The following is a 26,649-nucleotide window of genomic DNA, read 5'->3' as shown; positions in this document are numbered from 1 at the left end:
TCCCTGTCAGCAACAGGCAATTTCAAACGGTAAAGTAGCCGGTATTATACCGTGTTCGCTGTCAGTATGCAGGAAGCGTATGGCAAAACGTGTTTTATGGCCGGAGACCTGCGGGTAAATCTGGAAATCAACCGGCAGACGCAGGCGCAGTAAATCCGCCCCTTCCGCGTTATCCTGATAAAAACCGTTGTGGCTTTCAGCCGCAACAAATGGTGCGGACTGACGCAGCAGGGTCAGCAGGCTGCCGAGTGCATTTTGCAGCGGCTGCAAGCCTTCAATCCAGGCGGCCTGTGTGGTATCACGGACACTCTGCGGCAGATTCAGCCACAGATGAAGGTAGGGCAGATCAAACCCGCAGCATCCGCCCGGGATACTCAGCCGCTGACGGACAATACCGATTATTTTATCTTCTTTCAGGTGCTGGGCGATGCGGGGCGCTTTGCTCAGTTCAGCGGCCTTTTGTTTCAGTTCGTCAGAAAACCCCCGGATCAGTGCCTGGTCAGCATTGGGGGCTTCTGCCCACATGGCCAGTTTTTTTTGCTGCTTTTCCAGCTCTTTTAAAATTTCCGAACGGACTTCACCGCGATCAATCACTTCAATAAATTCCGCGACGGCCCGGAAGAATGCCAGGCTGGACGGCAGAGAGTCCAGCGGGGAGAGTGTACTCATTTGCTGAAGTGATGTTTCAATGCGCAGCCATGAACGGGTTCGTTCGTTTAAAGGGTGTTCAAAAATAACAGACTGACGGATTTCGCTCATGGGTGTTCCTGTTTTGGCTGACGGGCCAATGCTGTATAAAGTTCGTGCAGTGCAAGGACGCGGGGCATCAGCGGCTCATCGTTATCATGATTTGTCAGGATATCATCGGCAACGGCCAGACGTTGTTCACGGGATGCCTGCGCCCGCAGAATATTTTCGGCATGCTCAGCGGAAACGCCGTCACGGCGCATTGTCCGGGCGACTTGTTCGTGCGGATGAACATCCACAACCAGCACGCGATCCGCAAGGGAAGCAAGGTTATTTTCAACCAGAAGAGGAACCACCCAAAGGGCATAAGGGGCAGTGATATTGTTCAGCTGGCGCCGGGTTTCCTGATGGATAAGCGGATGCAGTAACTGATTGAGCCAGGTTTTTTCCGCGGGGTCTGCAAAGATCTCCCGGCGCAGTGCTGCTCTGTCCAGTGTGCCGTCTGCAGCCAGAATCCGGGTACCGAAGTGATCGGCAATAGCCTGCAATGCGGGCGTTCCCGGTTCAACCACCTGACGGGCAATAATATCCGCATCTGTCACAGGGACCCCGAGACGGGCAAACATATCCGCAACGGTACTTTTTCCGCTGCCGATACCTCCGGTTAACGCAACAATATAAGCCATTGTATTTCTGTCCTGATCGAAACAACGGGTAAATTGTACCTGATGAAATTAATTTCGCCTATGGCAAATAAGCGATGAATACAGAGATATTTCACAGGTTTGAATTTTTTTAATCTGTTTCTTTAAATTATAAATAGTTTTATCAGACTAAAACTTCACCGAGCCGGAATAAAGGTAAATACATTGCAATTAATAAAACAGCAACAAGAATTGCCAGCAGGATAAACAGTACCGGCTGGAGTATTTTAAAAAATGTCTGAATTTGGTTTAAGGCGAGAGATTTAAACCAGTCTGCGGTATAGAGAAAAAAGTGTCCGAATTTCCCGGTGGCTTCACCGGTGGCAATCAGCTCATGACACAGAGATGGGAATAACCCGGATTGTTTAATTGATTCACTGAATGTTTTCCCGTGAAGCAAGTCCTCCCGTATCACAGTTAATGCCTCTTTATATAACGGATGTGTTGTTGTCATAATAAGTGTATTAATACCCGAAATAAGTGTAATGCCTGATTGTTGTGTTATTGCCAGTATCCGGAAAATATGAGAGACACAGCTGAAGATAATAATGTTTCCGATAAACGGAATACGCAGAATACAGGTTGATTCTGTTTTTTTTATATCCGGATGTCTTCGCCGAAATACATGATAAATAAATATAATTGCAGTCATTATACCCATTGCCGGGATTGTGTAACCGGTAATAACACCAGAAACCCGGATCAACCATTGTGTCAGAGCCGGAAGCTCCGCACCGAATGAGGTATATATTTTTGCAAATTCAGGGATAACAAACAGAAACATTAATGTGATCATCAAAGAGCAGACAACTAACAATGCAACGGGATAGCGGATTGATTTAATTAATGCAGCCCGGTGATCCCAGTTACTCTGAATATGCTGTGCAATCGTGTGAAGACACTCAGGTAATTTGCCGGTTTCCTCCCCGACTGTGGCCATCTGACAATAAAAGGAATCAAATAAACCGGGGTACTGCATTATTCCCTGAGTAAATGTTTTTCCCTGCTGAAGTTGTCTGATAAGAGCACGGACTACTTCTTTCCAGAGCGGGTGACTGCATTCACCTGCCAGTAGTGTGAGCGCTTTCAGTAACGGTAACCCCGACGTCAGTAATGTTGCCAGCTGCCGGGTAAAGTGCAGCAGATACTGTTTTTCTTTTTGTGAGCAGACCAGCCGTTTGCGGCAAAACAGTGATACAGGTGTGATGCTCTGCGAAATCAGCTGACTGACAGCATTATTCTCTGAAGGTGAGATAAGCGTTCCGGTCACCACCTTGTCAGCGGGTGTCAGACCGGACCAGTCATACAGCCGGTAAATTTGCATGGCATCACTCCTGTTGGTCAGCGGATGTTAAATATCCTGCATATGGTAAATCTCATTGAGTGTGGTTACCCCTGATTCCGCCAGCGCGATACCGGCATCAAACAGTGAACCGGGTAATTCACCGGCAGAAGAAGACATTGTGTGTTGCGGAGTGAGAAATGCAAAGCAGGCGGTACGCCCGTAATAGCCTGAAAAGCAGTGATCACAACCGTTTGCCTGCCACGGGGTGAGTTGATGTGTTTTTCCGCTGCTCAGTATCACGGTTTCTGTTTTCTGTTTCTGCGTTTTACAGCGCGGACACAACAGGCGGACCAGACGCTGTGCAATGATCAGTTTGATGCAGGTTTTCATGAAATATTCATCAATACCCAGTTGCCTCAGTCGTGAATATGTATCCTCCGCAGAGTTTGTATGCAGAGTGGACAGCACCAGGTGACCGGTATGAGCTGCTTTGATTGCCATCTCGGCGGTGGGTTTATCCCGGATTTCCCCCACCATAATGACATCCGGATCCTGGCGCAGCAGGGCCCGCAGGATGGCGGCGAAGCCCAGCTCAATTTTGGGGTTTATCTGCGTCTGGGTGATCCCCCGCAGCGGGATTTCCACCGGATCCTCAACACTGCAGATATTCCGGTTATTCTGATTCAGGTACTGCAGGCAGCCGTAGAGTGTGGCAGTTTTTCCGCTGCCGGTGGGACCGGTGAGCAAAATAATACCGGTGGCACTGCCCAGACCTGTATGCAGCGTTTCCAGTTGCCGGGCCGTCAGCCCGGATTTTTCCAGCGCCAGATTCTGCGTGGTGCTCAGCAGGCGCAGTACGACTTTTTCACCATAAATTGTCGGCAGTGTGGCAACACGGACAGCATAGCGGGTGTTATTTTCCAGCCACTCAAACTGCCCGTCCTGAGGTAACCGTTTTTCGGCAATATCGAGGCCGGAAATGATTTTGATGCGGATAATTATCTCACTACTGATTTCTGGTGGCGGTGAATTCAGCGTATGCAGTTGCCCGTCGATTCTGGCACGGATCCGGTAACCCTGTTGTGCTGGCTCAATGTGAATATCGGAGGCCCGCTTGGCAATGGCTCCCGCAATCATCTGGTTAACAAACCGGACAGCGGCGGATTGCTGTTCTGCCGGCCAGGTATCTGTCTCCGGCGCCCGGCGGGGATCCTGCGCCGGAGGCGGGGCAGGCGGCGGCAGTGGTGAACCGGTACCTGTACAGTTATTGCCGGTATCCGCCGAGACCTGCGTGTTTGTCTCCGGTGTTACACCGGGGAAAAGGACCGGCTCCGGCAGCGGGGTATTGCGGCGGCAGTAGGCCAGTTTTTCACTGTGCCACAATTCAATGTCCACCCGCTTACCGGCCAGAAACCGGATAGCAGACACAATATCTCTGCGCGGCTGCTGTGCGGCAGCAACTCTGACGGCATCGGGGTTATAGTCAATCAGCATCAGTTCATTGCGCTCACAAAGTGCATGAACTTCAGCCAGTAAGAGTTGTTCTTCCCCGCCGGTACGGGTGACAGGGGCGGGTGCAGCTGTTTGCATAATGAATTCCTTTTCATGTCAGTAGTTACTTGATGACGTCAAGACAGATTTTTTTCAGTGCGTCTTCTTCGCTGTTACAGTCGGTTGTCCAGACCGTGATACCGTTAAGCGGATTTCTTACCGGGGTAGTGCTGACCGTCAGCGCAGCCAGTGAACTGTTTCCCTGTACCGTCACAACACCGTTTTCCGCTTTGACGGATTTGATGTAGCGCCCCGGAGTATCAGCCGGAATGGTGCCCGACCCGCTGTTGCATCCTGCAAAAGAGGGATTATCAAAACTGCACAGTTCCACGCTGGTTTTAAACGCGGTAACCGTGCGCAGCACGTCAATCAGTGCTGCCTTCCGGATATAGTTCTGATAGCCGGCCGCGATGGCACTGAGAACGGCCACAATGGCAACCACCACCATCACCTCGATTAATGTGAATCCGCGCTGGTTCATACAGATGCTCCTTTTTGTGTCTGTGAAAGAGGTACTTATTTAGCGTGATGCACTTTATTCAATGACGGATCGGCAAAAAAGAGAGGTCTCCGGATTTCTCGGTACAGATGGAAAACTGCGGTGTAACATTTGAGAAATGCAGATTTTTTTTCGGTCTGACACGCAAAAATCTGTCGTGAAAAATCAGTACTCCCCGGAAAGGGGGGAAGACACGTATACTGTGCGGCACAAAATGATATTTATTATGTGATTGAATAACGGTTTTTTGCTCAGGAGAACGAATGGATATTCAGGATGGCTGGCTGACCACAGCGCGCCGGGTGATTTCACCGCATCACGATACCCGGCCGGAACAGGTGACTCCCCGTTTACTGGTGATCCACAATATCAGTCTGCCGCCGGGACAGTTCGGTGGTCCGTATATTGACCAGCTTTTTCAGGGCACGCTGGACCCGGATGCGCATCCTTTTTTTGCGGAAATACAGGCACTGCGGGTTTCCGCACATTGCCTGATCCGCCGGACCGGGGAAATTGTGCAGTATGTGCCTTTTGATGCACGGGCCTGGCATGCGGGGGTTTCCTGTTATCAGGGCACAGAAAAGTGTAATGATTTTTCCGTCGATATTGAGCTGGAAGGCACGGATACCCGACCTTTTACGGATGAACAGTACCGCGCACTGACTGCGGTGACACAGGTGCTTCTGGCACACTATCCGCAAATAAAAGGGCATATCACCGGACACAGTGATATTGCGCCGGGGCGCAAAACGGATCCCGGTCCCTGTTTCGACTGGAACCGATACAGGAATTCACTGAATCCGGCAGACGTTCCGGCTGAATGATCAGTAAAATTTCGCAGATATGACTGACGTGAAATTTTCCTGTTTACCGGTTCCCTGCTAGAATTAGCATTCCGGTAACCTGTTACTGATTAAATGCGTCTGGTGAGTATCGTTACAGCGGAAACAATCTGGCCGGGCTCTGTGAAGCGGAAAATCATCAATAAGATGCGGTGAAAATGCACAAAAAGTGATTATTTATCCGTCGATCTAGTCACTGTAACGGTTCAGTTTGCGTATTTATCTGAATTTTAAACGTTAAATTCTGTAACATTCACGATGCAGCATTTAAACGTATCAGTTATCAATTTATGCTAAAATTTAAAAAAAATTGTTAAAACTTGCTGGTTTTTATGATTTAGCTCAAGGTCTTTATAGACAGTTGGTGAATACTTTGTTACTTTAAGACCCTGTAAAAGAAATTGGTATTACCAATTGACTACAAAACCCATGAAGCAATATTTATCCATGTTGATGGTTCTGATGCAAATATGGCTTACAGCAAAATCCGCCAACCAAAATTAGCCGACGTGATCGAGCAGCGGCTGGAACACTTAATCCTCGACGGCACTCTGAGCCCGGGGGAGAAGCTGCCGCCTGAACGCGAGCTGGCCAAACAGTTCGACGTCTCACGTCCCTCACTGCGCGAAGCAATTCAAAAACTTGAAGCGAAAGGCTTTCTGCTGCGCAGACAAGGTGGCGGCACATTTGTACAGAGCAATCTCTGGCAAAGCTTCAGTGACCCGCTGGCCCAGCTGCTGGAAGGGCATCCCGAATCTCAGTTTGATCTGCTGGAAACCCGTCATGCCCTCGAGGGTATTGCTGCCTATTATGCCGCACTGCGGGGAACCGAAGCGGATTTTGTCCGTATCACCAACAGCCATCAGGCGATTGCCGATGCCCGCGACGCCGGGGATGTGGAAGCCGAATCTCAGGCTGTCCTGCAATATCAGCTGATTGTCACAGAAGCCGCACATAATGTGGTGCTGTTACATCTGCTGCGCTGTATGGTGCCGATGCTGGAAAAAAATATCCGGCAGAACTTTGAATTCTTATATACCCGGAAAGAGATGCTGGCGATGGTCAGCGAGCACCGGGAACAGGTATTCCGGGCCATTATGAGCCGGTCGCCGGAGGTTGCGCGGGAAGCATCCCACCGCCATCTGGCATTCCTGGAAGACGTATTGCTGGATATGAGCCGTGAACACACCCGCCGGGAACGTTCACTGCGCCGTCTCCAGCAGTATACAGAATAAATCAGTAATGGTTTTGGGGCTTACAGATCCCTGAATGCTGCGTCTGTAAGCTGACCTATGCATCAGCGGCAATATATAGCCGGGCCTATCTTCACGTCGCCCGTCACCGTTAAAGCGGGATACGTGAAGATAGGCTCCGAATATCATTAGAAACAGATAAACTATAAGGAATACACCATGTCAGACATTTTGAACAATGACGTGGATCCGATCGAAACCCGCGACTGGCTACAGGCGATCGAATCGGTCATCCGTGAAGAAGGTGTTGAGCGTGCACAGTTCCTGATTGATCAGGTTCTGAATACTGCCCGTCAGGGTGGTGTGAGTGTTGCAGCAGGTGCTGCGGCCCGTAACTACATCAACACCATTCCTGTTGAGGATGAACCTGCCTACCCGGGCAACCTGGAGCTGGAACGTCGTATCCGTTCTGCTATCCGCTGGAACGCTGTCATGATGGTCCTGCGCGCATCCAAGAAAGATCTGGATCTGGGCGGTCACATGGCATCTTACCAGTCTGCGGCTACCATGTATGAAGTGTGCTTCAACCACTTCTTCCGTGCGCAGAACGAAAAAGACGGCGGTGATGTTATTTATTTCCAGGGCCACTTAAGCCCGGGCTACTACGCACGCGCATTCATGGAAGGTCGTCTGACCGAAGAGCAGCTGAACAATTTCCGTCAGGAAATCGGCGGCAAAGGTCTGCCTTCTTATCCGCACCCTAAACTGATGCCTAACTTCTGGCAGTTCCCGACCGTTTCTATGGGTCTGGGGCCGCTGGCAGCTATCTATCAGGCTAAGTTCCTGAAATATCTGGAACACCGTGGTCTGAAAGACACTTCTGAGCAAACCGTTTATGCCTTCCTGGGTGATGGCGAGATGGATGAGCCGGAATCTAAAGGTGCAATCAATATCGCTGTCCGCGAAAGCCTGGACAACCTGATCTTCGTTATCAACTGTAACCTGCAGCGTCTTGACGGCCCTGTAAACGGTAACGGTAAAATCGTTAACGAAATGGAAGGTATGTTCGCAGGTGCCGGCTGGCAGGTAATCAAAGTCATGTGGGGCGGCCGCTGGGATGAACTGCTGAAGAAAGATACCAGCGGTAAACTGATCCAGCTGATGAACGAAACCGTTGATGGCGACTATCAGACATTCAAATCCAAAGACGGTGCTTACGTCCGTGAACACTTCTTCAACCGCTATCCGGAAACTGCTGCATTAGTCAAAGACTGGACTGATGAGCAGATCTTCGCACTGAACCGCGGTGGTCACGATCCGAAGAAAATGTTCGCTGCACTGAAAAAAGCGCATGACACCAAAGGTAAACCAACTCTGATCCTGGCCCAGACCGTTAAAGGTTATGGTATGGGTGATACCGCTGAAGGTAAAAACATCGCTCACCAGGTTAAGAAAATGAACATGGAAGGCGTGCGCCATCTCCGTGATCGTTTCAATATCGATGTGGCTGATGATCAGCTGGAAAAACTGCCGTTCATCAAGTTTGACGAAAACTCTGAAGAGCAGAAATACATGATGGAACGCCGTGCGGCACTGCATGGTCCGGTTCCTTCACGCCGTTCTCATTTCGATGAGAAACTGGATATTCCTGCACTGAGCGATTTCAGCCAGTTACTGGAAGAGCAGAGCAAAGAAATCTCCACCACTATCGCGTTTGTGCGTGCACTGAACGTGATGCTGAAAAACAAATCCATCAAAGAACGCATCGTGCCAATCATTGCTGATGAAGCGCGTACATTCGGTATGGAAGGTCTGTTCCGTCAGATCGGTATCTACAACTCCAAAGGTCAGCTGTATACCCCGCAGGACCGTGAACAGGTTGCTTACTACCGTGAAGATGTGAAAGGTCAGATCCTGCAGGAAGGTATCAACGAACTGGGTGCAGGCGCATCCTGGCTGGCAGCTGCGACTTCTTACAGCACCAACAACCTGCCGATGATTCCGTTCTACATCTACTACTCAATGTTCGGTTTCCAGCGTATCGGTGACCTGATGTGGATGGCAGGCGATCAGCAGGCACGCGGCTTCCTGATCGGCGGTACTTCCGGCCGTACCACCCTGAACGGTGAAGGTCTGCAGCACGAAGACGGCCACAGCCACATTCAGTCTCTGACTATCCCTAACTGCCTGTCTTATGACCCGTCATTCGCGTACGAAGTTGCGGTCATCATGCAGGATGGTCTGGAGCGTATGTATGGTGAAGCGCAGGAAAACATTTACTACTACATCACCACGCTGAACGAAAACTACCACATGCCTGCAATGCCGGAAGGTGTTGAGGAAGGTATCCGTAAAGGTATCTACAAGCTCGAAACCCTGACCGGTGATAAAGGCAAGGTACAGTTACTGGGTTCAGGTGCGATTCTGCGTCACGTGCGTGAAGCAGGTCAGATTCTGTCTTCTGAGTACGGTATCAGCTCTGATATCTACAGCGTAACCTCGTTCACCGAACTGGCCCGTGAAGGTCAGGATTGTGACCGCTGGAACATGCTGCATCCGTCAGAAACCCCGCGCGTGCCTTACATCACTCAGGTGATGAACGATGCACCTGCTGTGGCGTCCACTGACTGGATGAAACTGTTCGCAGAACAGGTTCGCGGTTATGTTCCTGCTGACCAGTACCGTGTACTGGGTACTGACGGTTACGGCCGTTCAGACAGCCGTGATAACCTGCGTCATCATTTCGAAATCGATGCCGGTTACGTTGTTGTTGCTGCTCTGGGTGAGCTGGCTAAACGTGGTGAAGTTGACGTGAAAGTGGTTGAAGAAGCCATTAAGAAATTCAGCATCAACCCTGAAAAAGTTAACCCGCGTGTGGCATAAGAGGTAAAAATTAATGTCTATTGAAATCCATGTGCCCGATATCGGTTCAGATGAAGTTGATGTAACAGAAATTCTGGTCAGTGTCGGCGATAAAGTAGAAGCAGAACAATCACTCATCACCGTTGAAGGTGACAAGGCGTCGATGGAAGTTCCGTCTCCGCAGGCAGGGGTTGTTAAAGAAATTAAAGTGGCTGTGGGCGACAAAGTCAGCACCGGCTCTTTCATCATGGTATTTGAAGCAGAGGCCGCAGCAGCGGCTCCTGCTCCGGCAGCTCAGGCTGCCGCACCGGCTGCTCCGGCGGCGGCTGCCGCATCCGCACTGAAAGAAGTTCATGTGCCGGATATCGGCGGTGACGAAGTTGACGTGACTGAAATCATGGTCAGCGTCGGCGATACCGTGACTGAAGAACAGTCTCTGATCACCGTTGAAGGCGACAAAGCGTCAATGGAAGTTCCGTCTCCGATGGCGGGCGTGGTTAAAGAGATCAAAGTTGCTGTCGGCGATAAAGTCAGCACCGGTTCCCTGATCATGGTCTTTGAAGTTGCGGGCGCAGCACCGGCGGCACAGCCTGCCGCAGCCGCTCCGGCTCCTGCAGCAGCGGCACCTGCCGTGGCAGCAGACAAAGAAATCCATGTACCGGATATCGGCGGTGATGAAGTTGACGTGACTGAAATCATGGTCAGCGTCGGCGATACCGTGACTGAAGAACAGTCTCTGATCACCGTTGAAGGCGACAAAGCCTCAATGGAAGTCCCGTCTCCGATGGCCGGTAAAGTTAAAGAAATCAAAGTAGCCGTTGGCGATAAAGTCAAAACCGGCTCTCTGATCATGGTATTCGAAGTAGCGGGTGCAGCACCTGCTCCGGCAGCACAGCCAGCCGCCGCCGCACCTGCGGCCGCAGCACCGGCGTCTGCACCGGCAGCGAAAGCCGCTCCGGCAGCAGCTCCGGCTGCGGGTAATGACTTCGTTGAGAACGATGCTTACGTTCACGCAAGCCCGGTTATCCGCCGTCTGGCCCGTGAATTCGGTGTGAACCTGGCGAAAGTCAAAGGCACAGGCCGTAAAGGCCGTATCCTGCGCGAAGACGTTCAGGCTTATGTGAAAGATGCGGTGAAACGCGCTGAAGCAGCTCCGGCTGCAGCAGGCGGCGGTTTACCTGGCATGCTGCCATGGCCGAAAGTGGACTTCAGCAAGTTCGGTGAAGTGGAAGAAGTTGAACTGAGCCGTATTCAGAAACTGTCCGGTGCTAACCTGAGCCGTAACTGGGTGATGATCCCGCACGTTACGCTGATGGACGAAGCGGATATCACTGATGTTGAAGAATTCCGCAAACAGCAGAACAAAGAAGCTGAGAAGAAACAGCTGGGCGTGAAAATCACTCCGCTGGTCTTCGTGATGAAAGCTGCTGCCAAAGCGCTGGTCGAAATGCCGCGTTTCAACAGTTCTATCACCGAAGATGCACAGCGTCTGATTCTGAAAAAATATGTCAATATCGGTATCGCGGTAGACACCCCGAACGGCCTGGTTGTTCCTGTCATTAAAGACGTGAACAAAAAAGGTATTCTGGAACTGTCTTACGAACTGGCTGAAATCTCCAAAAAAGCCCGTAACGGTAAGCTGACTTCTTCTGATATGCAGGGCGGATGTTTCACCATCTCCAGCCTGGGCGGTATCGGGACAACCGGTTTCGCTCCGATTGTTAACGCACCGGAAGTGGCTATCATGGGTCTGTCACGTTCATCCATGAAACCGGTATGGGACGGCAAACAGTTTGTTCCGCGTCTCATTCTGCCAATGTCACTCTCCTTCGACCACCGTGTGATCGATGGTGCTGACGGCGCCCGCTTCATCACGCTGATTAATCAGTACATGAGCGATTTACGCCGCCTGGCGATGTAAGCAATTACACTGAGACCGGTGCAGAGCCGGTCTCAGTGGCGCAGGCTGAAACGTGCTCATCCCGGATAACGGGAGTCAGGTCACAGAACTGCGCCTTTCCAGGTTGTTAACAATTTTGTAAACTGCTCTCAGTGTGTACGTCCCGGTGGAATATATGTCGTCTGACCCGCCGGACAAACAATTAAGAGGTCACGATGAGTACTGAAATTAAAGCCCAGGTCGTTGTACTTGGTGCGGGCCCTGCAGGGTATTCAGCGGCTTTCCGCTGTGCTGACTTAGGTCTGGAAACTGTCCTGATTGAACGTTATTCAACCTTAGGCGGTGTCTGCCTGAACGTAGGTTGTATCCCGTCTAAAGCATTACTGCATGTTGCTAAAGTGATCGAAGAAGCGAAAGCGCTGGCTTCTCACGGCATCGTGTTCGGCGAACCGCAGACCGATATTGATAAAGTCCGTCTGTGGAAAGAGAAAGTTATTTCTCAGTTAACCGGCGGTCTGGCCGGTATGGCGAAAGGCCGTAAAGTGACTGTTGTGAATGGTCTCGGCCAGTTCACCGGCGCAAATACTATCGAAGTCAACGGTGAGAAGGGTAAAACCACCATCACGTTTGACAACGCGATTATTGCTGCGGGCTCACGCCCGATCCAGCTGCCGTTTATCCCGCACGAAGATCCGCGTGTCTGGGATTCAACTGATGCACTGCAGCTGAAAACCGTCCCGGGCCGTCTGCTGGTCATGGGTGGTGGTATCATCGGTCTGGAAATGGGTACCGTATACCACGCGCTGGGTTCACAGATTGATGTTGTTGAAATGTTTGACCAGGTCATTCCTGCGGCAGACAAAGATATCGTTAAACTGTTCACCAAACGTATCAGCTCCAAGTTTAACCTGATGCTGGAAACCAAAGTGACTGCCGTTGAAGCCAAAGAAGATGGTATCTATGTCACAATGGAAGGCAAGAAAGGCCCTGCAGAACCACAGCGTTACGACGCGGTTCTGGTGGCTATCGGCCGTACCCCTAACGGTAAACTGCTGGCGGCTGATAAAGCCGGTGTTGAAGTTGACGATCGCGGTTTCATTCACGTTGACAAACAAATGCGCACCAACGTGCCGCACATCTTTGCTATCGGCGATATCGTCGGTCAGCCGATGCTGGCGCACAAAGGTGTTCACGAAGGTCACGTGGCAGCCGAAGTTATCTCCGGTCTGAAACACTACTTCGATCCGAAAGTGATCCCATCTATTGCCTATACCGAACCGGAAGTGGCATGGGTTGGTCTGACCGAGAAAGAAGCGAAAGAGAAGGGCATCAGCTACGAAACAGCAACCTTCCCGTGGGCAGCTTCCGGCCGTGCAATCGCGTCTGACTGCGCTGAAGGTATGACCAAACTGATTTTCGACAAAGAATCTCACCGTGTTATCGGTGGTGCGATTGTCGGTACTAACGGCGGCGAGCTGTTAGGTGAAATCGGCCTGGCTATCGAAATGGGTTGTGATGCGGAAGATCTGGCACTGACCATCCACGCTCACCCGACGCTGTACGAATCAATCGGTATGGCGGCTGAGATTTACGAAGGCAGCATCACTGACCTTCCGAATCCGAAAGCGAAAAAGAAAAAGTAATCAGCTGACCCGGTAACCACGTTGTTACCCGGCTGAAGATAAAAATCCGGTTGCCTCTGGCGCCGGATTTTTTTTATTCCCTGCTGTCAGCACCCGCCTGTGTATTCATAGACAAACCGGTATTATTCAGATATTAATAATTTCAGCGTGCTGACCGCCGTTCCCGGTGCAGCAGAACTACGCAAACGACCGTTTTTTGCATTTCCGGCGTAATCAATAATCGTGCAGATTCCTGTTTAAAACGGCATAACACTGGTGAAACGGGTAAGCAGCAAGTTTAATTCACTAATGTTATTCAGCTCACAAATTGTTTATGTTGCTTTAATGTGAATGAATTAACAATGTGTTTAAATTTTGATATGCTGAAACCCCGTTGCCGGGCACTCATAAAAAACACAAAGCAAGGAGTACGTCGTGCTGGAAAATTACCGCAGGCACGTTGCCGAACGTGCAGCACAAGGGATCGCCCCTAAGCCATTGGAAGCCGCTCAGGTTGCTGAGTTAGTCGAATTACTGAAATCTCCGCCGGCAGGCGAAGAAGCGTTTCTTGTTGATCTGATTACCAACCGTGTACCGCCGGGTGTTGATGAAGCCGCGTATGTGAAAGCCGGTTTTCTGGCCGCTCTGGCAAAAGGTGAAGCACATTCACCGCTGATCTCCGCTGAAAAAGCCGTTGAATTACTCGGAACCATGCAGGGTGGTTATAATATTCACGCCCTGATTGAATCCCTCGATAACGAAAAACTGGCCCCTGTGGCCGCCAAAGCGCTCTCTCATACCTTACTGATGTTCGATAATTTCTATGATGTGGAAGAAAAGGCGAAAGCCGGTAATCCGTATGCACAGAAAATTATTCAGTCCTGGGCTGATGCAGACTGGTTCCTGGAGCGTCCGCAGCTGGCGGAAAAACTGACCGTCACCGTCTTTAAAGTCTCCGGTGAAACCAATACCGATGATCTGTCACCGGCACCTGATGCCTGGTCGCGTCCGGATATCCCGCTGCATGCACTCGCGATGCTGAAAAACCCGCGTGACGGTATTGATCCGGATGAGCCGGGCAATATCGGTCCGGTTAATCAGATTGATCTGCTCAGCAAAAAAGGGTTCCCGCTGGCCTATGTCGGTGATGTGGTCGGTACCGGCTCTTCCCGTAAATCCGCGACCAACTCCGTGCTGTGGTTTATGGGGGATGATATCCCGTATGTGCCGAACAAACGCGGCGGCGGTATCGTGCTGGGCGGTAAAATTGCCCCGATTTTCTTCAACACGATGGAAGACGCGGGCGCGCTGCCGGTGGAAGTGGATGTCAGCAACCTGAATATGGGGGATGTGATCGACGTTTACCCGTATAAAGGTGAGATCCGCAATCATGACACCAATGAACTGCTGGCGACATTTGAACTGAAAACCGATGTGCTGCTGGATGAAGTCCGCGCCGGTGGCCGTATCCCGCTGATTATCGGCCGTGGCCTGACCGCCAAAGCCCGCGAGTCTCTCGGTCTGCCGCATACGGATATTTTCCGTCAGGCGAAACCGGTTGAGAAAAGCAGCCGCGGTTTCTCGCTGGCACAGAAGATGGTCGGTCGTGCCTGCGGCGTGGCAGGTGTTCGTCCGGGCGAGTACTGCGAGCCTAAGATGACCTCTGTCGGCTCTCAGGACACCACCGGGCCGATGACCCGTGATGAACTGAAAGACCTGGCGTGTCTTGGTTTCTCAGCGGATCTGGTGATGCAGTCTTTCTGCCACACAGCCGCGTATCCGAAGCCGGTGGATGTAAATACTCACCACACTCTGCCTGATTTCATTATGAACCGTGGCGGTGTGTCTCTGCGTCCGGGGGACGGTATCATCCACTCCTGGCTGAACCGTATGCTGCTGCCGGATACCGTCGGTACCGGTGGTGACTCTCACACCCGTTTCCCTATCGGGATTTCCTTCCCGGCCGGTTCCGGTCTGGTTGCCTTCGCAGCGGCGACCGGCGTGATGCCGCTGGATATGCCGGAATCTGTGCTGGTGCGCTTTAAAGGGAAAATGCAGCCGGGGATCACACTGCGTGACCTGGTGCATGCTATCCCGTATTACGCTATTCAGCAGGGCCTGCTGACGGTGGAGAAAAAAGGGAAGAAAAACATTTTCTCCGGCCGTATCCTGGAAATTGAAGGTCTGCCGACACTGAAAGTGGAACAGGCGTTTGAGCTGGCAGATGCCTCTGCCGAGCGTTCTGCGGCGGGTTGTACCATCAAACTGGATAAAGCGCCGATCACCGAATACCTCAATTCCAATATCGTCCTGCTGAAGTGGATGATTGCGGAAGGTTACGGCGACCGCCGTACTATTGAGCGCCGTATTCAGAGCATGGAAAAATGGCTGGCGGATCCGCAGTTGCTGGAAGGTGATGCGGATGCGGATTACGCAGCGGTGATCGAAATCGACCTCAATGACATCAAAGAGCCGATTCTCTGCGCGCCGAATGATCCGGATGATGCTCGTCTGCTGTCTGACGTGGCAGGCAGTAAAATTGATGAGGTCTTTATCGGCTCCTGCATGACCAACATCGGACACTTCCGCGCGGCGGGTAAACTGCTTGACAGTCATAAAGGCCAGCTGCCGACCCGCCTGTGGGTGGCACCGCCGACCAAGATGGATGCCGCTCAGCTGACAGAAGAGGGCTATTACAGCATCTTCGGTAAGAGCGGTGCCCGTGTTGAGATCCCGGGCTGTTCACTGTGCATGGGGAACCAGGCGCGTGTGGCGGATAACTCAACGGTCGTTTCCACCTCCACCCGTAACTTCCCGAACCGTCTGGGTACCGGTGCCGATGTGTACCTGGCCTCTGCGGAACTGGCGGCGGTGGCTTCCCTGCTGGGGCGTTTACCGACACCGGCGGAGTATCAGACCTTTATGGATAAAGTGGATGAGACGGCGGAAGATACCTACCGTTACCTCAACTTTGACCAGCTGAATGAGTATACCAAAGTCGCGGATGGCGTGATTTTCCAGACTCAGGTGTGATAGTCAGCATCTGAATCAGTCCGCAGTTTTATTACCGGCGGGAGACAGCAACCACTGTCTCCCGTTTTTTATACCTGTTATCCGGTTAATTACGGTATCAATGTACCTGGAAACGGGATAACCCGCTAAAATAAGAGCAGGTGTTGCATACGTGACAGCGGTAAAGCATTAACAAGAGGTATACAGCGATGGATTATGAATTTTCCCTCGGGATCGACGGGAACGTGATAGTTAAGCTGTCAATGGATCACGAAGCGATCGGTCACTGGCTGAATGAAGAAGTGAAAGGGGATCTCTCGGTGATTGATGAGATAACCGTGGCATTTGACAGTATTAAAGGGCGGGAACAGCAGTGGCAGCGTGTGGGGCATGAATACACTTTGCTGATGGATGATGAGGAAATCATGATTAACGCGAATCAGATTACCTTTGAAACAGATGAGCCGGACGAAGGCATGAGTTATTACGATAATGAAAGTATTGCATTCTGCGGCACAGCTGACTTTATGATTTTACTGGAAAACTATCGTAAATTTATTGTGACCGGCGGGCAGGGATGAGAATTTTTATTCTGAAATTTTCATTTGTTACGGTAATATAAACCAGAGGTTCTTTACCCGGGGCGATAATCGGTCGGTTATTGCAACAATGTTGTTTTTCTTTATTTCCGGTAACTTATGAGGTGGATGAATGAATGAACAAATCCTGACGGACGGTCTGAATCAGGCAACCGGATGGCTGGCAAATAATCAGGCATTGCTGCTGGATTATGCAGTGAATATTGTGGCTGCCGTACTGACCCTGATTATTGGTCTGTTTGTGGCAAAAATGGCTGCTAAAGCGGTTTCCCGCCTGCTGGCAATGCGCGGCGTGGATGTCACTGTCTCTGATTTTCTGTCCGCGATGGTTCGCTATGCGGTTATTGCCTTCACACTGATTGCGGTGCTGGGACGTCTCGGCGTACAAACCGCATCTGTGATCGCGGTGCTCGGTGCGGCAGGTCTGGCCGTTGGTCTGGCATTGCAGGGGTCACTCTCTAACCTCGCGGCTGGCGTGTTGCTGGTGGTTTTCCGTCCTATCCGTGCCGGAGAATATGTGGTTATCGGTGCGTCAGAAGGGACGGTTCAGAATGTGCAGATTTTTTCCACCACACTGCGCAGCGCGGATGACAAAATCATTGTGATCCCGAACGGTAAAGTGATTGCGGGTGATATTATTAACGTGACCCGTGAACCAGATCGCCGCCGTGACATTATTGTCGGTGTGGCCTACAACGCGGATATTGATCAGGTCAAAGAGATTCTGACAGAGATCGTCGCGGCTGACCCGCGTGTCCAGAAAGAGAAAGGCATCGTGGTGCGTCTCAATGAAATGGCGCCGTCTTCTCTGAATTTCGTTGTCCGCTACTGGACAAAAAACGGCGATTTCATGGATGTATACTGGGATCTGCTGGAAAACTTCAAGCGCGCACTCGATAAGCATAATATCGGCATTCCGTTCCCGCAGCTTGATGTGCATATGCATCAGAATAGTCAGCAAACACAGGCATAACAGGTGTATATTATCAGCGGTGCCCCTTTCGGGTGCCGCTTTTTTTTGCCGTACTGTGAGAGATTATGATGAGCGAGCATTTACTTCATTTTATTCCTGAGACACTGAGTTATATCCCGGATGCTGAGCAGCAACAGGCTGCGGAGCAGTATCTGAGTGAGTGGATGGCGGCTGACGATATTATGCATCAGGCGGATCCGGACGTTATGTTCTGGTCCGGCAGTGAAAATTTCCGTTATCCGCTTTGCCCTGTCTGCCGTAAGCCGGTTTCCGGTGTCTGGTGGGGCGCACAGATGAATGCGATTTTTGCGGTCACCGGACAGGCGCGAATTTCTGCGGCGCTGACACCGCGTAATACCCCCTGCTGCGGGGCGCCGGTCGTTATTCCGGAGATGGATTACGATGAAACCGGTGGTTTCGCGTGTTACGGGCTGACAGTCCGTTATAACAACAGTTTTATTGTCTGCATGGATAACGGGCGTGACGAAATTATCCATCGTGTGAGTGAATGTCTCGGTACACCGGTGCGTCTGGTCTGGGAGTGGATCTGACAGCATTTTTCCGTGTGTTATTAGCCGCAGTAATGGTCCATTAATGGTATTAATTTCACTAATACTGAAATCCCGGTAATATTCATTCCATCCGGCGTGGATTGAATAATTATCGGGATTTTTTGCATGTTATCGACTTATTTTCAGGGGTTATTACTTGGCGCAGCAATGATACTGCCGCTCGGGCCGCAAAACGTATTTGTATTACAGCAGGGGAGCCGTAAACAGTACCATCTGATGAGTGCATTTTTATGCACGCTGAGTGATGTTTTACTGATCACGGCCGGGGTCTTCGGCGGCAGTGCGCTGCTGAGCCAGTCAGTGTGGCTGATGGCATTGGTTACCTGGGGCGGCGTGGCGTTTTTGCTGTGGTACGGCTGGGGGGCACTGCGGGCAGTTTTTACCGCTGATACCGCGCTGACCATGCAGGAACAGGTGGTCCGCAGTCGCTGGCGGGTGATTATGACGCTGGTGGCTGTTACCTGGCTGAATCCGCATGTTTATCTGGACACCTTTGTGGTGCTGGGCAGCATCGGCGGGCAACTCGGTTCTGATATGCGGATCTGGTTCACCGCCGGGGCAGTCTGTGCATCAATATTGTGGTTCTTCGGCCTGGCGCTGCTGGCGGCATGGTTCTCTCCGGTGCTGCAAAAACCGGTTTCACAGCGGATTATCAATCTGTTTGTCGGTTCGGTGATGTGGTATATCGCGATACAATTAGCTTTAAAAGGATTGAATATTTCTTATTAATCCGAAATATTGTTTCGTCAGAGTGTGGTAGTGTTACTAATTCCGGCATAACATTCTGTTATGTGACCGGTTTAAAACAGAAGGAGGATATGTGAAACTGAAATCTCTTGCTCTTGCCGCTATGGTTGCCCTGGGTGGTTACGCGGCAGCTGCTCAGGCAGCGGAAACGCCGGCAGGCCCGCATATTTCAACCTCCGGCAGCGCCGTGATCCAGGCTGAGCCTGATATGGCGACACTGTCCATCAATGTGACAGTAAAGGAAAAAGATGCGTCAGCCGCCAAAGCACAGGCAGATAAACGTGTGGCGCAATATTTTGATTTCCTGAAAGCACAGGGAATTGAAAAGAAAGACATTAATGCGGCCAATATCAGTACCAGTCCGGATTATGTCTATGACAAAGAGAAAGAAGAGTCCGTTATCCGTGGTTATAACGCCTCACGCTCTGTGACAGTGAAAGTGCATGACCTGAACAAACTGAACACACTGCTCGACGGTGCGCTGAAAAGCGGGCTGAATGATATCAGTGCCGTTGAGTTCGGGGTGAATAATCCGGAGAAATACCGTGAAGAAGTACGCCAGAAAGCGATTTCTGATGCGATTTCACAAGCCAAATCGGTCGCAAAAGGCTTTGGTACTGAGCTGGGTGCGGTTTACAGCATCGGTTACAACGCACCACAGCCGGTTCCGGTAATGGCGCGTAATAAAATGATGCTGGCCGCCGGCGCACCGGCAGCAGTCTCTGCGGATGAAACCTATGAACAGCAGACTATCGATTTCCGCGACCAGGTGGATGTCGTGTTTGAACTGAAACGTTAAGCCGTTTCAGGCTGCTCCTGCCGTAAGGTCTGACGCCCGTGTTTCAGCAGGGCGTCAGTCACCCGGCGCATGGTGGCACTTTCCGGTGCAAACCGGTGCCAGTACAGCATCCGGCGCTGAAACAGCCCCGGTGTCAGATCCAGTAACTCTCCCCGCTCCAGTTCATCCGCAATCTGCAAATGCGGGATCATACAACAGGCTGAGCTCTGTTTTGCCAGCTGCACAAAGGCTTCTGAGGAATTGAGTACGTGGCTCGGCACACTGCCGGGGGCGAGGTCAAAATTGGTCTGCAAAAAGGCCATGTGCATGTCATCGAGATAATCAAACGCCACAGCCGGGGCTTTCAGCAGGGCACTGCGGCTGACACCGTCAGGAAAATAACGGGCGGCAAATTCCGGTGAGGCGACAAAGAGGTAATCCAGCGCGCCAAGTTGATCCGCCAGACATCCGGGCAGCGGACGCGGCTGAATACTGACCGCACCGACCACTTCCCCGCGCCGCAGGCGTTCATGAGTCCGCGATTCATCTTCCACCTGAATATTCAGACGGATAGACAGGTCAGCCAGAACATGACGCAGTGCCGGGAGCAGCCAGGTCGCGAGGCTGTCGGCGTTGACCGCCAGAGAGATCAGCGGCGGCTCAATATTCCCGGCATCATCCCCCAGCCATTCCGCTTCGAGTAATTCCACCTGATGCAGCAGGCCGAGCAGCTTCTGGCCTTCTTCAGTCGGACGCGGCGGCACGGTACGCACCAGCAGCGGCTGCCCGAACAGATTTTCCAGCTGTTTGATGCGCTGCGAAACGGCAGACTGGGTAATACAGAGTTTCTGTGCAGCCCGCTCAAAACCACGTTCACGGATAACAGCGTCCAGCGCCTGCAGGGCACGATAATCCGGTCGTCTCATGGCGGTTTTCTCCTCTTTTTTATAAGTCATTCACAATATGCCACAATTCGCATTCCGGGGGAGAAATAATTGCTATAATTATTGCGGGCTATGCCGGTGGCATAGGATGACGACGAAAAGGCAATAACATGACTCAGGATGAATTAAAAAAAGCGGTTGGCTGGGCAGCATTAGAATTCGTGAAGCCGGGCACCATTGTCGGTGTGGGCACCGGGTCCACCGCATCTCACTTTATTGATGCACTGGCAACCATGAAAGGCCAGATTGACGGCGCGGTATCCAGCTCTGTGGTCTCAACCGAAAAACTGAAAAGCTACGGCATTCCTGTGCTGGACTGCAATGATGTGGACAGCCTGGACGTGTATGTCGACGGCGCGGATGAAATTGACCACCATATGAATATGATCAAAGGCGGTGGCGCAGCACTGACCCGCGAGAAAATCGTGGCAGCTATCGCGAAGAAATTCATTTGTATCGTGGATGAAAGCAAGCGTGTTGATATTCTCGGTAAATTCCCGCTGCCGGTGGAAGTGATCCCGATGGCGCGTTCTTATGTGGCGCGCGAGCTGGTCAAACTCGGTGGTCAGCCGGAATACCGTCAGAATGTGGTAACAGATAACGGTAACGTAATTCTGGATGTCTACAACCTGGAAATCCTGAATCCGGTTGAGCTGGAAAATAAAATCAACGGTATCGCCGGTGTGGTGACCGTTGGTTTATTTGCTAACCGTGGTGCCGACGTGGTGCTGATGGGTACTCAGGATGGCGTAAAAACCATTAAATAAATCAGTACTATATCTGTCATATTCAGATGCTGAATAAGGAACCGGAAACGGTTCCTTTTTTTATTTTTTTAAAATCATAAATTTCGGTGATATATATCACAATTTTGTCTTTGATATGGCCAAAATATCAGCTCTCAGCGGCATTTTTTCATTTTCTCCTGTAAACCTGCCTTTTCCCTGTGACTTGTTCTGTGACTTGTACAGGAGCGTGTATTGCGGAGACGTTATTTTTTGTTATTTTGATGTGAGGACAGGACATTTCGGGAACTTAACAAAAGGCAGGGTCATGGTAAAAGTATCACTGGAAAAAGATAAAATTAAATTTCTGCTATTGGAAGGCGTACACCAGAGTGCGGTAGACAGTCTGAAAGCAGCGGGTTATTCAAATATTGAATATCATAAAGGCGCATTATCCACGGAAGAATTAAAAGAAGCGATCCGTGATGCACGCTTTATCGGTATCCGATCCCGTACCCAACTGACGGAAGAGATTTTTGCCTGTGCGGAAAAACTGGTCGCCGTCGGTTGTTTCTGTATCGGGACTAACCAGGTTGATCTCGATGCAGCGGCAAAACGCGGTATTCCGGTCTTTAACGCGCCATTCTCAAACACCCGTTCCGTGGCTGAGATGGTGCTGGGCCAGTTATTACTGCTGCTGCGCCGTATTCCGGAGGCGAATGCCAAAGCGCATCGCGGTATCTGGGATAAACAGGCGAAAGGCTGCTACGAGGCGCGCGGTAAAAAGCTGGGGATTATCGGTTACGGCCATATCGGGACACAGCTGGGTATCCTGGCGGAATCCATCGGTATGGATGTCTATTTTTACGATATCGAAAACAAACTGCCGCTCGGTAATGCCACTCAGGTGCGCCATCTGTCTGAGCTGCTGAATATGAGTGATGTGGTCAGCCTGCATGTGCCGGAAACGGAATCCACCAAAAATATGATTGGTAAACATGAGTTTGAGCTGATGAAACCTGGGGCAATTTTTATTAACGCCTCACGCGGCACAGTAGTGGATATCCCGGCTCTGAGTCAGGCACTGGCATCAAAACACCTGTCCGGCGCGGCAGTGGATGTGTTCCCGTCTGAACCGGCGGCCAACAATGACCCGGCAGATCCGTTTATTTCAGAGCTGATTGGGTTTGATAATGTCATTCTCACCCCGCATATCGGCGGCTCCACTCAGGAAGCACAGGAAAATATCGGGTTTGAGGTCGGCGGTAAGCTGGCGAAATATTCCGATAACGGCTCGACGCTCTCTGCGGTCAACTTCCCGGAAGTGTCACTGCCGGTGCATGGCCAGAATGCCAACCGTCTGCTGCATATCCACGAAAACCGCCCGGGACTGCTGACCAGCATCAACCAGGTCTTTACTGATCGCGGTATTAATATCGCGGCGCAGTATCTGCGGACGGCGGGTGATCTGGGTTATGTGGTTATCGACATTGTGGCGAATAACAAAGATGAAGCTGACGACGTTCTGCTGCAGTTGAAAGCGCTGCCGGGAACTGTCAGAGCACGTCTGTTGTTCTGAGAGCGGTGATTGCTCTGCGGATAACGGGCAAAAACGAAAAGTCGCGGTAAACACATCCGTGTGCGCTCAGGCGCGTCATCCATGACGCGCATGCTTTTCGTTTCATTTGCCCGTTAACCGCTGTCGCTGTCAGCAGCAGATGGATTATTTATCTGATTGTTTATACTGATTTATTTATGTTCCGGCCACAGCCAGCGACGTGATGGCGTGATCACTTCCGGCAGCGGGACATCCCACTGTGCGGCAGGAAGTTCATCAACCTGCTGACAATCATGTGCCAGCCCCACCGGGTAAAACCCTTTCTTCTGCCAGCCTGTCAGTGTGCGGTCATAAAAACCGCCGCCCATCCCGAGACGCTCTCCTTTTTCATCAAACGCGACCAGCGGAATAAACATCATATCCAGTTCCTGCGGCGGTAATACCTGTGTGACATCCAACGCCGGTTCTGAAATTGAAAACTTGTTTTTAATCAGCGGTGTATCAGGGCGATAAGCAAGGAATAACAGATGATGGCGGCTGAACGGGTGAAGAACAGGTAAAAAGACCTGTTTTCCCTGTGACCACAGCCACTCTGTCAGCGGACGGGTATCAATCTCACCATCAAAAGAGAGAAACAGGGCAATATTATTGGCGCGGTGTATATCAGGGTGATGAATGATTTGCTGAACAAGGTCTTGTGCGGCAGTGCTTTGCTGCTGAGGTGTCAGCGCACGGCGCTTGTTGCGGATTAACTGACGCAGATGATGCCGCGCTTGTAACAACGGGTCATGAGTCATAGTGAAATCAGCGAAATATCAGGAGATAAAGAAGAGAGAGGTCTCCAAGATGCCGTCGCAGGCTGTAACCCTTGAACCCTTGGTTCAAGGTGAACGCGGTGTTGCTTCCATTAGGCTGCCTGAACGAATCAGGTATGCTCACCGGTGACAAATCACCACATTCTGTCTGTATCAATATCGGCTCAGGGGACTGACCCGCAGACAAACATCTCAGAGAATTTTGTGAACTTCGTGTAACGTTGTTCTTAAACTCATTGTATGAAATCGGGCAGATATTGCAACCTAATTTCGAAATTTTTTTTGTCTAGTGACTGATTTCTAAACAATTTTATTCAATAGGTGTTACCTGGCGCTCAGTGATTCGGGTTTGGTCATGCAGCGCCTGCTCGATAGTCTGCTGTAACAGTTTTATCTTCTGTTCCATGTTATAGGCATAATCGCGCGTTTTCAATTTTTCTTGTGCCAGTTCGTGACAGATGTTTAACGCGACGATAAAAACGAGCTGTTCTGTGTTGGACACCCGGCTGCGTTCTTTCAGGTCCTGTAACCGTTGTTCAAGCTCCGCAGCAGAAGCGAGCAGAGCTTCTCTTTGTTCCGGTGGACAATTAACGCGCATGGAACGCCCGAATATCTGGATATCAACGGGTTGTGCAGACATGAAATCTTCCTTTGGTTCTGCAACAGGATATTATCCTGTGTGACGTGAATTGTGTACGTTATAGCAGCAGGCCGCAGCCCTTATCTGGTACAGCGGCGCCTCTTGATGGTAGCATATCATGAACTGAAACCCGACTGGTGAGCAAAATAATGACCCCGGATAAAACACTGCCCGATTTTAAAACACTTGATGAACTTTTGCGTCAGCAGGCCGTCGCCATGACCGCGTCAGAGATGCACGGCCTGATCACGGGTCTGCTCTGCGGCGGTAACACAGATGACAGCTGGCTGGCACTGATCCACGACCTGACCAACGAAGGCATGGCGTTTTCACAGGTTCTGGCACAGCCGCTGCGTGCTCTCTTTAATACCACATTTGAACTGCTTGATGATACCGAATGTCAGTTTAATTTACTGCTGCCGGATGATGAAGCGGGTGTGTTTGCCCGGGCTGATGAGCTGGCCGGCTGGGTCAATCACTTCTTATTAGGTCTGGGTGTGGCGGATCCGAAATTCAGTGATCGCAAGGAAGTAAAAGAAATTGTGACTGATCTGCGGGAAATCGGCATGCTGGGCTATGATGAGGCAGAAGATGCCGAAGAGTTGGATGACGCGCTGGAAGAAGTGATCGAGTATGTCCGCGTTGCGGTACAGCTGTGCTATATCTCGCTGGCGAAGCCGCGCAGCGCACAAAAGGCTGATGCGCCGGAACAGAAACCGACATTACACTGATATATCTGAATCTGTCCGCAGCAGATAATCTGCGGCACACTGAACCATCAGATTCCTGAATCATCACACAGTACAAGGAAAGAGGGTATGAATAAACAAGAATTTATCTCACGCCGTCAGGCATTGCTGGAAAAAATGGCACCGGCCAGCGCGGCGGTTTTCTTTTCGGCACCTCCGGCACAGCGCAATGCGGACAGTGAGTATCCCTACCGCCAGCACAGTGATTTTCTCTACCTGACCGGTTTCAGTGAGCCGGAAGCCGTACTGGTACTGATTAAAAGTGATGAAACCCATAACCACAGTGTTCTGTTTAACCGGGTTCGTGATCTGACGGCGGAAATCTGGTTCGGCCGCCGTCTCGGCCAGGATGCTGCGCCGGAAAAACTGGGTATTGACCGCGCACTGCCGTTTGATGAAATCAACGAGCAGCTCTGCCAGTTGCTTAACGGCCTCGACACCCTCTATTTCGCTCAGGGCGAAATGGCGTATGCTGATACCATTGTCTTTAATGCCCTCGATACACTGCGCCGCGGCAGCCGCCGTAACCTTTCCGCGCCGGGCACGATTATTGACTGGCGGCCGATTGTCCACGAAATGCGTCTGTTTAAATCCCCGGCGGAGCTGGACATCATGCGCCGTGCCGGGAAAGTCAGTGCACTGGCACACACCCGCGCGATGGAAAAATGCCGTCCGGGTATGTACGAATACCAGTTACAGGGCGAAATTGAACACGAATTTGTCAGTAACGGCGCGCGTTTCCCGTCCTATAACACCATTGTCGGCAGCGGTGAGAACGGCTGCATTCTGCACTACACCGAAAACGAATGCCGGATGAAAGACGGCGATTTGGTGCTGATCGACGCCGGATGTGAAATTGAGGGTTATGCCGGGGATATCACCCGTACCTTCCCGGTGAACGGCAAATTCAGCAAAGAGCAGCGCGAAATCTATGATCTGGTGCTGGAAACCCTGGATGTCTCCCTCGAACTCTACCGCCCCGGTACTTCTATTGCAGAGGTGACAGAGCGCGTGGTGGAAATCATGACGGAAGGGCTGGTAAAACTCGGCTTACTGACCGGGGATGTGCCGCATTTGATCGAGACCAAAGCATACCGCGCATTTTTCATGCATAGTCTCAGCCACTGGTTAGGACTGGATGTACATGATGTCGGCCATTACGGCACAGAACGTGACCGCATCCTGGAACCGGGTATGGTGCTGACCATCGAACCGGGGCTGTATATTGCGCCGGATGCGGATGTGCCGGAAGCATATCGCGGCATTGGTGTCCGTATCGAGGATGATATTGTCATCACAGCGGACGGCAACGAAAACCTGACCGCATCAGTGGTCAAAAACGCAGATGATATTGAGGCGCTGATGGCGCAGGCAAAACAGGCTGAATAATTA

General features: G+C 51.2%; 23 protein-coding genes and 1 other RNA gene. 15 read left to right on the top strand and 9 right to left on the bottom strand.

Annotated elements, in window-relative coordinates; translation table 11 throughout:
• Positions 1-6 precede the first annotated feature (6 nt).
• The 5 genes from zapD to ppdD all read right to left on the bottom strand — a co-directional run bounded on the left by zapD (position 7) and on the right by ppdD (position 4,708).
• Positions 7-759 carry a cell division protein ZapD gene (zapD, locus tag GN208_RS07335; protein ID WP_004238473.1) on the bottom strand — a complete coding sequence of 251 codons (753 nt, stop codon included), beginning with the start codon at positions 757-759 and terminating at the stop codon, positions 7-9.
• A complete protein-coding gene (coaE, locus tag GN208_RS07330; protein WP_004238475.1) occupies positions 756-1,373 on the bottom strand; it encodes a dephospho-CoA kinase in 618 nt (205 codons plus the stop codon). Before coaE ends, zapD begins: the two co-directional genes overlap by 4 nt.
• A gap of 142 nt (positions 1,374-1,515) precedes the next feature.
• Positions 1,516-2,715 carry a type II secretion system F family protein gene (locus GN208_RS07325; RefSeq protein ID WP_004238476.1) on the bottom strand — a complete coding sequence of 400 codons (1,200 nt, stop codon included), beginning with the start codon at positions 2,713-2,715 and terminating at the stop codon, positions 1,516-1,518.
• Between the two features lie 27 nt (positions 2,716-2,742).
• The gene (locus GN208_RS07320) at positions 2,743-4,266 is read right to left on the bottom strand and encodes an ATPase, T2SS/T4P/T4SS family (protein ID WP_004238477.1); all 1,524 of its coding nucleotides are present in this window, start codon (positions 4,264-4,266) and stop codon (positions 2,743-2,745) included.
• Between the two features lie 25 nt (positions 4,267-4,291).
• Entirely contained in the window at positions 4,292-4,708 is a 417-nt protein-coding gene (ppdD, locus tag GN208_RS07315) for a prepilin peptidase-dependent pilin (protein WP_004238478.1), read from the bottom strand.
• Between the two features lie 281 nt (positions 4,709-4,989).
• Between ppdD and ampD the strand changes: the two genes are divergently transcribed.
• The 11 genes from ampD (at position 4,990) to GN208_RS07260 (ending at position 19,847) form a co-directional block, all read left to right on the top strand.
• Positions 4,990-5,550 carry a 1,6-anhydro-N-acetylmuramyl-L-alanine amidase AmpD gene (gene ampD / locus GN208_RS07310; protein WP_243828323.1) on the top strand — a complete coding sequence of 187 codons (561 nt, stop codon included), beginning with the start codon at positions 4,990-4,992 and terminating at the stop codon, positions 5,548-5,550.
• A 488-nt stretch (positions 5,551-6,038) separates the two neighbouring features.
• Complete coding sequence (gene pdhR / locus GN208_RS07305; protein ID WP_015422916.1) at positions 6,039-6,803, top strand: pyruvate dehydrogenase complex transcriptional repressor PdhR; 765 nt, start codon at positions 6,039-6,041, stop codon at positions 6,801-6,803.
• Between the two features lie 177 nt (positions 6,804-6,980).
• Positions 6,981-9,644 carry a pyruvate dehydrogenase (acetyl-transferring), homodimeric type gene (aceE, locus tag GN208_RS07300; protein ID WP_004238362.1) on the top strand — a complete coding sequence of 888 codons (2,664 nt, stop codon included), beginning with the start codon at positions 6,981-6,983 and terminating at the stop codon, positions 9,642-9,644.
• Positions 9,645-9,657: 13 nt separating this feature from the next.
• Positions 9,658-11,544, top strand: coding sequence for a pyruvate dehydrogenase complex dihydrolipoyllysine-residue acetyltransferase (gene aceF / locus GN208_RS07295; protein ID WP_004238361.1), 1,887 nt, complete (start codon positions 9,658-9,660; stop codon positions 11,542-11,544).
• A gap of 194 nt (positions 11,545-11,738) precedes the next feature.
• Positions 11,739-13,166: a dihydrolipoyl dehydrogenase gene (lpdA, locus tag GN208_RS07290; RefSeq protein WP_004238360.1), complete on the top strand. Its 1,428-nt coding sequence runs from the start codon at positions 11,739-11,741 to the stop codon at positions 13,164-13,166.
• Between the two features lie 414 nt (positions 13,167-13,580).
• Complete coding sequence (gene acnB, locus GN208_RS07285; RefSeq protein ID WP_015422915.1) at positions 13,581-16,178, top strand: bifunctional aconitate hydratase 2/2-methylisocitrate dehydratase; 2,598 nt, start codon at positions 13,581-13,583, stop codon at positions 16,176-16,178.
• Positions 16,179-16,366: 188 nt separating this feature from the next.
• The gene (locus GN208_RS07280) at positions 16,367-16,738 is read left to right on the top strand and encodes a YacL family protein (RefSeq protein WP_004238358.1); all 372 of its coding nucleotides are present in this window, start codon (positions 16,367-16,369) and stop codon (positions 16,736-16,738) included.
• Between the two features lie 130 nt (positions 16,739-16,868).
• Entirely contained in the window at positions 16,869-17,729 is an 861-nt protein-coding gene (gene mscS, locus GN208_RS07275; RefSeq protein ID WP_004238357.1) for a small-conductance mechanosensitive channel MscS, read from the top strand.
• A gap of 65 nt (positions 17,730-17,794) precedes the next feature.
• Complete coding sequence (locus GN208_RS07270) at positions 17,795-18,280, top strand: hypothetical protein (protein ID WP_004238356.1); 486 nt, start codon at positions 17,795-17,797, stop codon at positions 18,278-18,280.
• Between the two features lie 126 nt (positions 18,281-18,406).
• Positions 18,407-19,030 (top strand): arginine exporter ArgO, encoded by a 624-nt coding sequence (argO, locus tag GN208_RS07265; RefSeq protein ID WP_004238353.1) that lies wholly within the window; start codon positions 18,407-18,409, stop codon positions 19,028-19,030.
• A 91-nt stretch (positions 19,031-19,121) separates the two neighbouring features.
• On the top strand, positions 19,122-19,847 hold the full coding sequence (locus GN208_RS07260; protein WP_015422914.1) for an oxidative stress defense protein: 726 nt from the start codon (positions 19,122-19,124) through the stop codon (positions 19,845-19,847).
• On the opposite strand, the gene GN208_RS07255 is transcribed toward GN208_RS07260, so the two are convergent.
• Positions 19,844-20,752, bottom strand: a complete 909-nt coding sequence (locus GN208_RS07255; protein ID WP_015422913.1) for a LysR family transcriptional regulator ArgP — start codon at positions 20,750-20,752, stop codon at positions 19,844-19,846. The two genes, GN208_RS07260 and GN208_RS07255, sit on opposite strands and share 4 nt — an antisense overlap.
• 128 nt (positions 20,753-20,880) lie before the next feature.
• Between GN208_RS07255 and rpiA the strand changes: the two genes are divergently transcribed.
• Together rpiA and serA are read left to right on the top strand one after the other, a co-directional pair.
• Positions 20,881-21,537: a ribose-5-phosphate isomerase RpiA gene (rpiA, locus tag GN208_RS07250; protein WP_004238350.1), complete on the top strand. Its 657-nt coding sequence runs from the start codon at positions 20,881-20,883 to the stop codon at positions 21,535-21,537.
• 286 nt (positions 21,538-21,823) lie between these two features.
• Positions 21,824-23,074 (top strand): phosphoglycerate dehydrogenase, encoded by a 1,251-nt coding sequence (serA, locus tag GN208_RS07245; RefSeq protein ID WP_004238348.1) that lies wholly within the window; start codon positions 21,824-21,826, stop codon positions 23,072-23,074.
• A 170-nt stretch (positions 23,075-23,244) separates the two neighbouring features.
• Here the strand turns inward: serA and GN208_RS07240 are convergent, their stop codons facing one another.
• The 3 genes from GN208_RS07240 to zapA all read right to left on the bottom strand — a co-directional run bounded on the left by GN208_RS07240 (position 23,245) and on the right by zapA (position 24,508).
• Positions 23,245-23,850, bottom strand: a complete 606-nt coding sequence (locus GN208_RS07240) for a 5-formyltetrahydrofolate cyclo-ligase (RefSeq protein WP_004238347.1) — start codon at positions 23,848-23,850, stop codon at positions 23,245-23,247.
• A 37-nt stretch (positions 23,851-23,887) separates the two neighbouring features.
• A non-coding RNA gene (ssrS, locus tag GN208_RS07235) (6S RNA) lies at positions 23,888-24,070 on the bottom strand.
• A gap of 108 nt (positions 24,071-24,178) precedes the next feature.
• Complete coding sequence (zapA, locus tag GN208_RS07230; protein WP_004238346.1) at positions 24,179-24,508, bottom strand: cell division protein ZapA; 330 nt, start codon at positions 24,506-24,508, stop codon at positions 24,179-24,181.
• 149 nt (positions 24,509-24,657) lie between these two features.
• On the opposite strand from zapA, the gene GN208_RS07225 reads away from it, so the two are divergent.
• Together GN208_RS07225 and pepP are read left to right on the top strand one after the other, a co-directional pair.
• Entirely contained in the window at positions 24,658-25,239 is a 582-nt protein-coding gene (locus GN208_RS07225; RefSeq protein ID WP_004238345.1) for a YecA family protein, read from the top strand.
• A gap of 87 nt (positions 25,240-25,326) precedes the next feature.
• Positions 25,327-26,646, top strand: a complete 1,320-nt coding sequence (gene pepP / locus GN208_RS07220) for a Xaa-Pro aminopeptidase (RefSeq protein WP_036416807.1) — start codon at positions 25,327-25,329, stop codon at positions 26,644-26,646.
• Positions 26,647-26,649 lie beyond the last annotated feature (3 nt).

Origin of the sequence: Morganella sp. HSTU-ASny43, assembly GCF_022819185.1 — a bacterium.
Taxonomy (GTDB): domain Bacteria; phylum Pseudomonadota; class Gammaproteobacteria; order Enterobacterales; family Enterobacteriaceae; genus Morganella; species Morganella morganii.
This window is presented reverse-complemented; position numbering and strand designations above follow the sequence as displayed.

What these genes read in the sequence shown, in the direction of transcription:
- pepP (WP_036416807.1), top strand. Translation starts at nt 25,327, where the DNA reads ATGAATAAACAAGAATTTATCTCACGCCGTCAGGCATTGCTGGAAAAA.
- zapD (WP_004238473.1), bottom strand. Translation starts at nt 759, where the DNA reads ATGAGCGAAATCCGTCAGTCTGTTATTTTTGAACACCCTTTAAACGAA.
- GN208_RS07325 (WP_004238476.1), bottom strand. Translation starts at nt 2,715, where the DNA reads ATGCAAATTTACCGGCTGTATGACTGGTCCGGTCTGACACCCGCTGAC.
- ppdD (WP_004238478.1), bottom strand. Translation starts at nt 4,708, where the DNA reads ATGAACCAGCGCGGATTCACATTAATCGAGGTGATGGTGGTGGTTGCC.
- GN208_RS07240 (WP_004238347.1), bottom strand. Translation starts at nt 23,850, where the DNA reads ATGACTCATGACCCGTTGTTACAAGCGCGGCATCATCTGCGTCAGTTA.
- ampD (WP_243828323.1), top strand. Translation starts at nt 4,990, where the DNA reads ATGGATATTCAGGATGGCTGGCTGACCACAGCGCGCCGGGTGATTTCA.
- pdhR (WP_015422916.1), top strand. Translation starts at nt 6,039, where the DNA reads ATGGCTTACAGCAAAATCCGCCAACCAAAATTAGCCGACGTGATCGAG.
- argO (WP_004238353.1), top strand. Translation starts at nt 18,407, where the DNA reads ATGTTATCGACTTATTTTCAGGGGTTATTACTTGGCGCAGCAATGATA.
- GN208_RS07270 (WP_004238356.1), top strand. Translation starts at nt 17,795, where the DNA reads ATGATGAGCGAGCATTTACTTCATTTTATTCCTGAGACACTGAGTTAT.
- aceF (WP_004238361.1), top strand. Translation starts at nt 9,658, where the DNA reads ATGTCTATTGAAATCCATGTGCCCGATATCGGTTCAGATGAAGTTGAT.
- serA (WP_004238348.1), top strand. Translation starts at nt 21,824, where the DNA reads ATGGTAAAAGTATCACTGGAAAAAGATAAAATTAAATTTCTGCTATTG.
- lpdA (WP_004238360.1), top strand. Translation starts at nt 11,739, where the DNA reads ATGAGTACTGAAATTAAAGCCCAGGTCGTTGTACTTGGTGCGGGCCCT.
- coaE (WP_004238475.1), bottom strand. Translation starts at nt 1,373, where the DNA reads ATGGCTTATATTGTTGCGTTAACCGGAGGTATCGGCAGCGGAAAAAGT.
- aceE (WP_004238362.1), top strand. Translation starts at nt 6,981, where the DNA reads ATGTCAGACATTTTGAACAATGACGTGGATCCGATCGAAACCCGCGAC.
- GN208_RS07320 (WP_004238477.1), bottom strand. Translation starts at nt 4,266, where the DNA reads ATGCAAACAGCTGCACCCGCCCCTGTCACCCGTACCGGCGGGGAAGAA.
- mscS (WP_004238357.1), top strand. Translation starts at nt 16,869, where the DNA reads ATGAATGAACAAATCCTGACGGACGGTCTGAATCAGGCAACCGGATGG.
- GN208_RS07280 (WP_004238358.1), top strand. Translation starts at nt 16,367, where the DNA reads ATGGATTATGAATTTTCCCTCGGGATCGACGGGAACGTGATAGTTAAG.
- GN208_RS07255 (WP_015422913.1), bottom strand. Translation starts at nt 20,752, where the DNA reads ATGAGACGACCGGATTATCGTGCCCTGCAGGCGCTGGACGCTGTTATC.
- GN208_RS07225 (WP_004238345.1), top strand. Translation starts at nt 24,658, where the DNA reads ATGACCCCGGATAAAACACTGCCCGATTTTAAAACACTTGATGAACTT.
- zapA (WP_004238346.1), bottom strand. Translation starts at nt 24,508, where the DNA reads ATGTCTGCACAACCCGTTGATATCCAGATATTCGGGCGTTCCATGCGC.
- rpiA (WP_004238350.1), top strand. Translation starts at nt 20,881, where the DNA reads ATGACTCAGGATGAATTAAAAAAAGCGGTTGGCTGGGCAGCATTAGAA.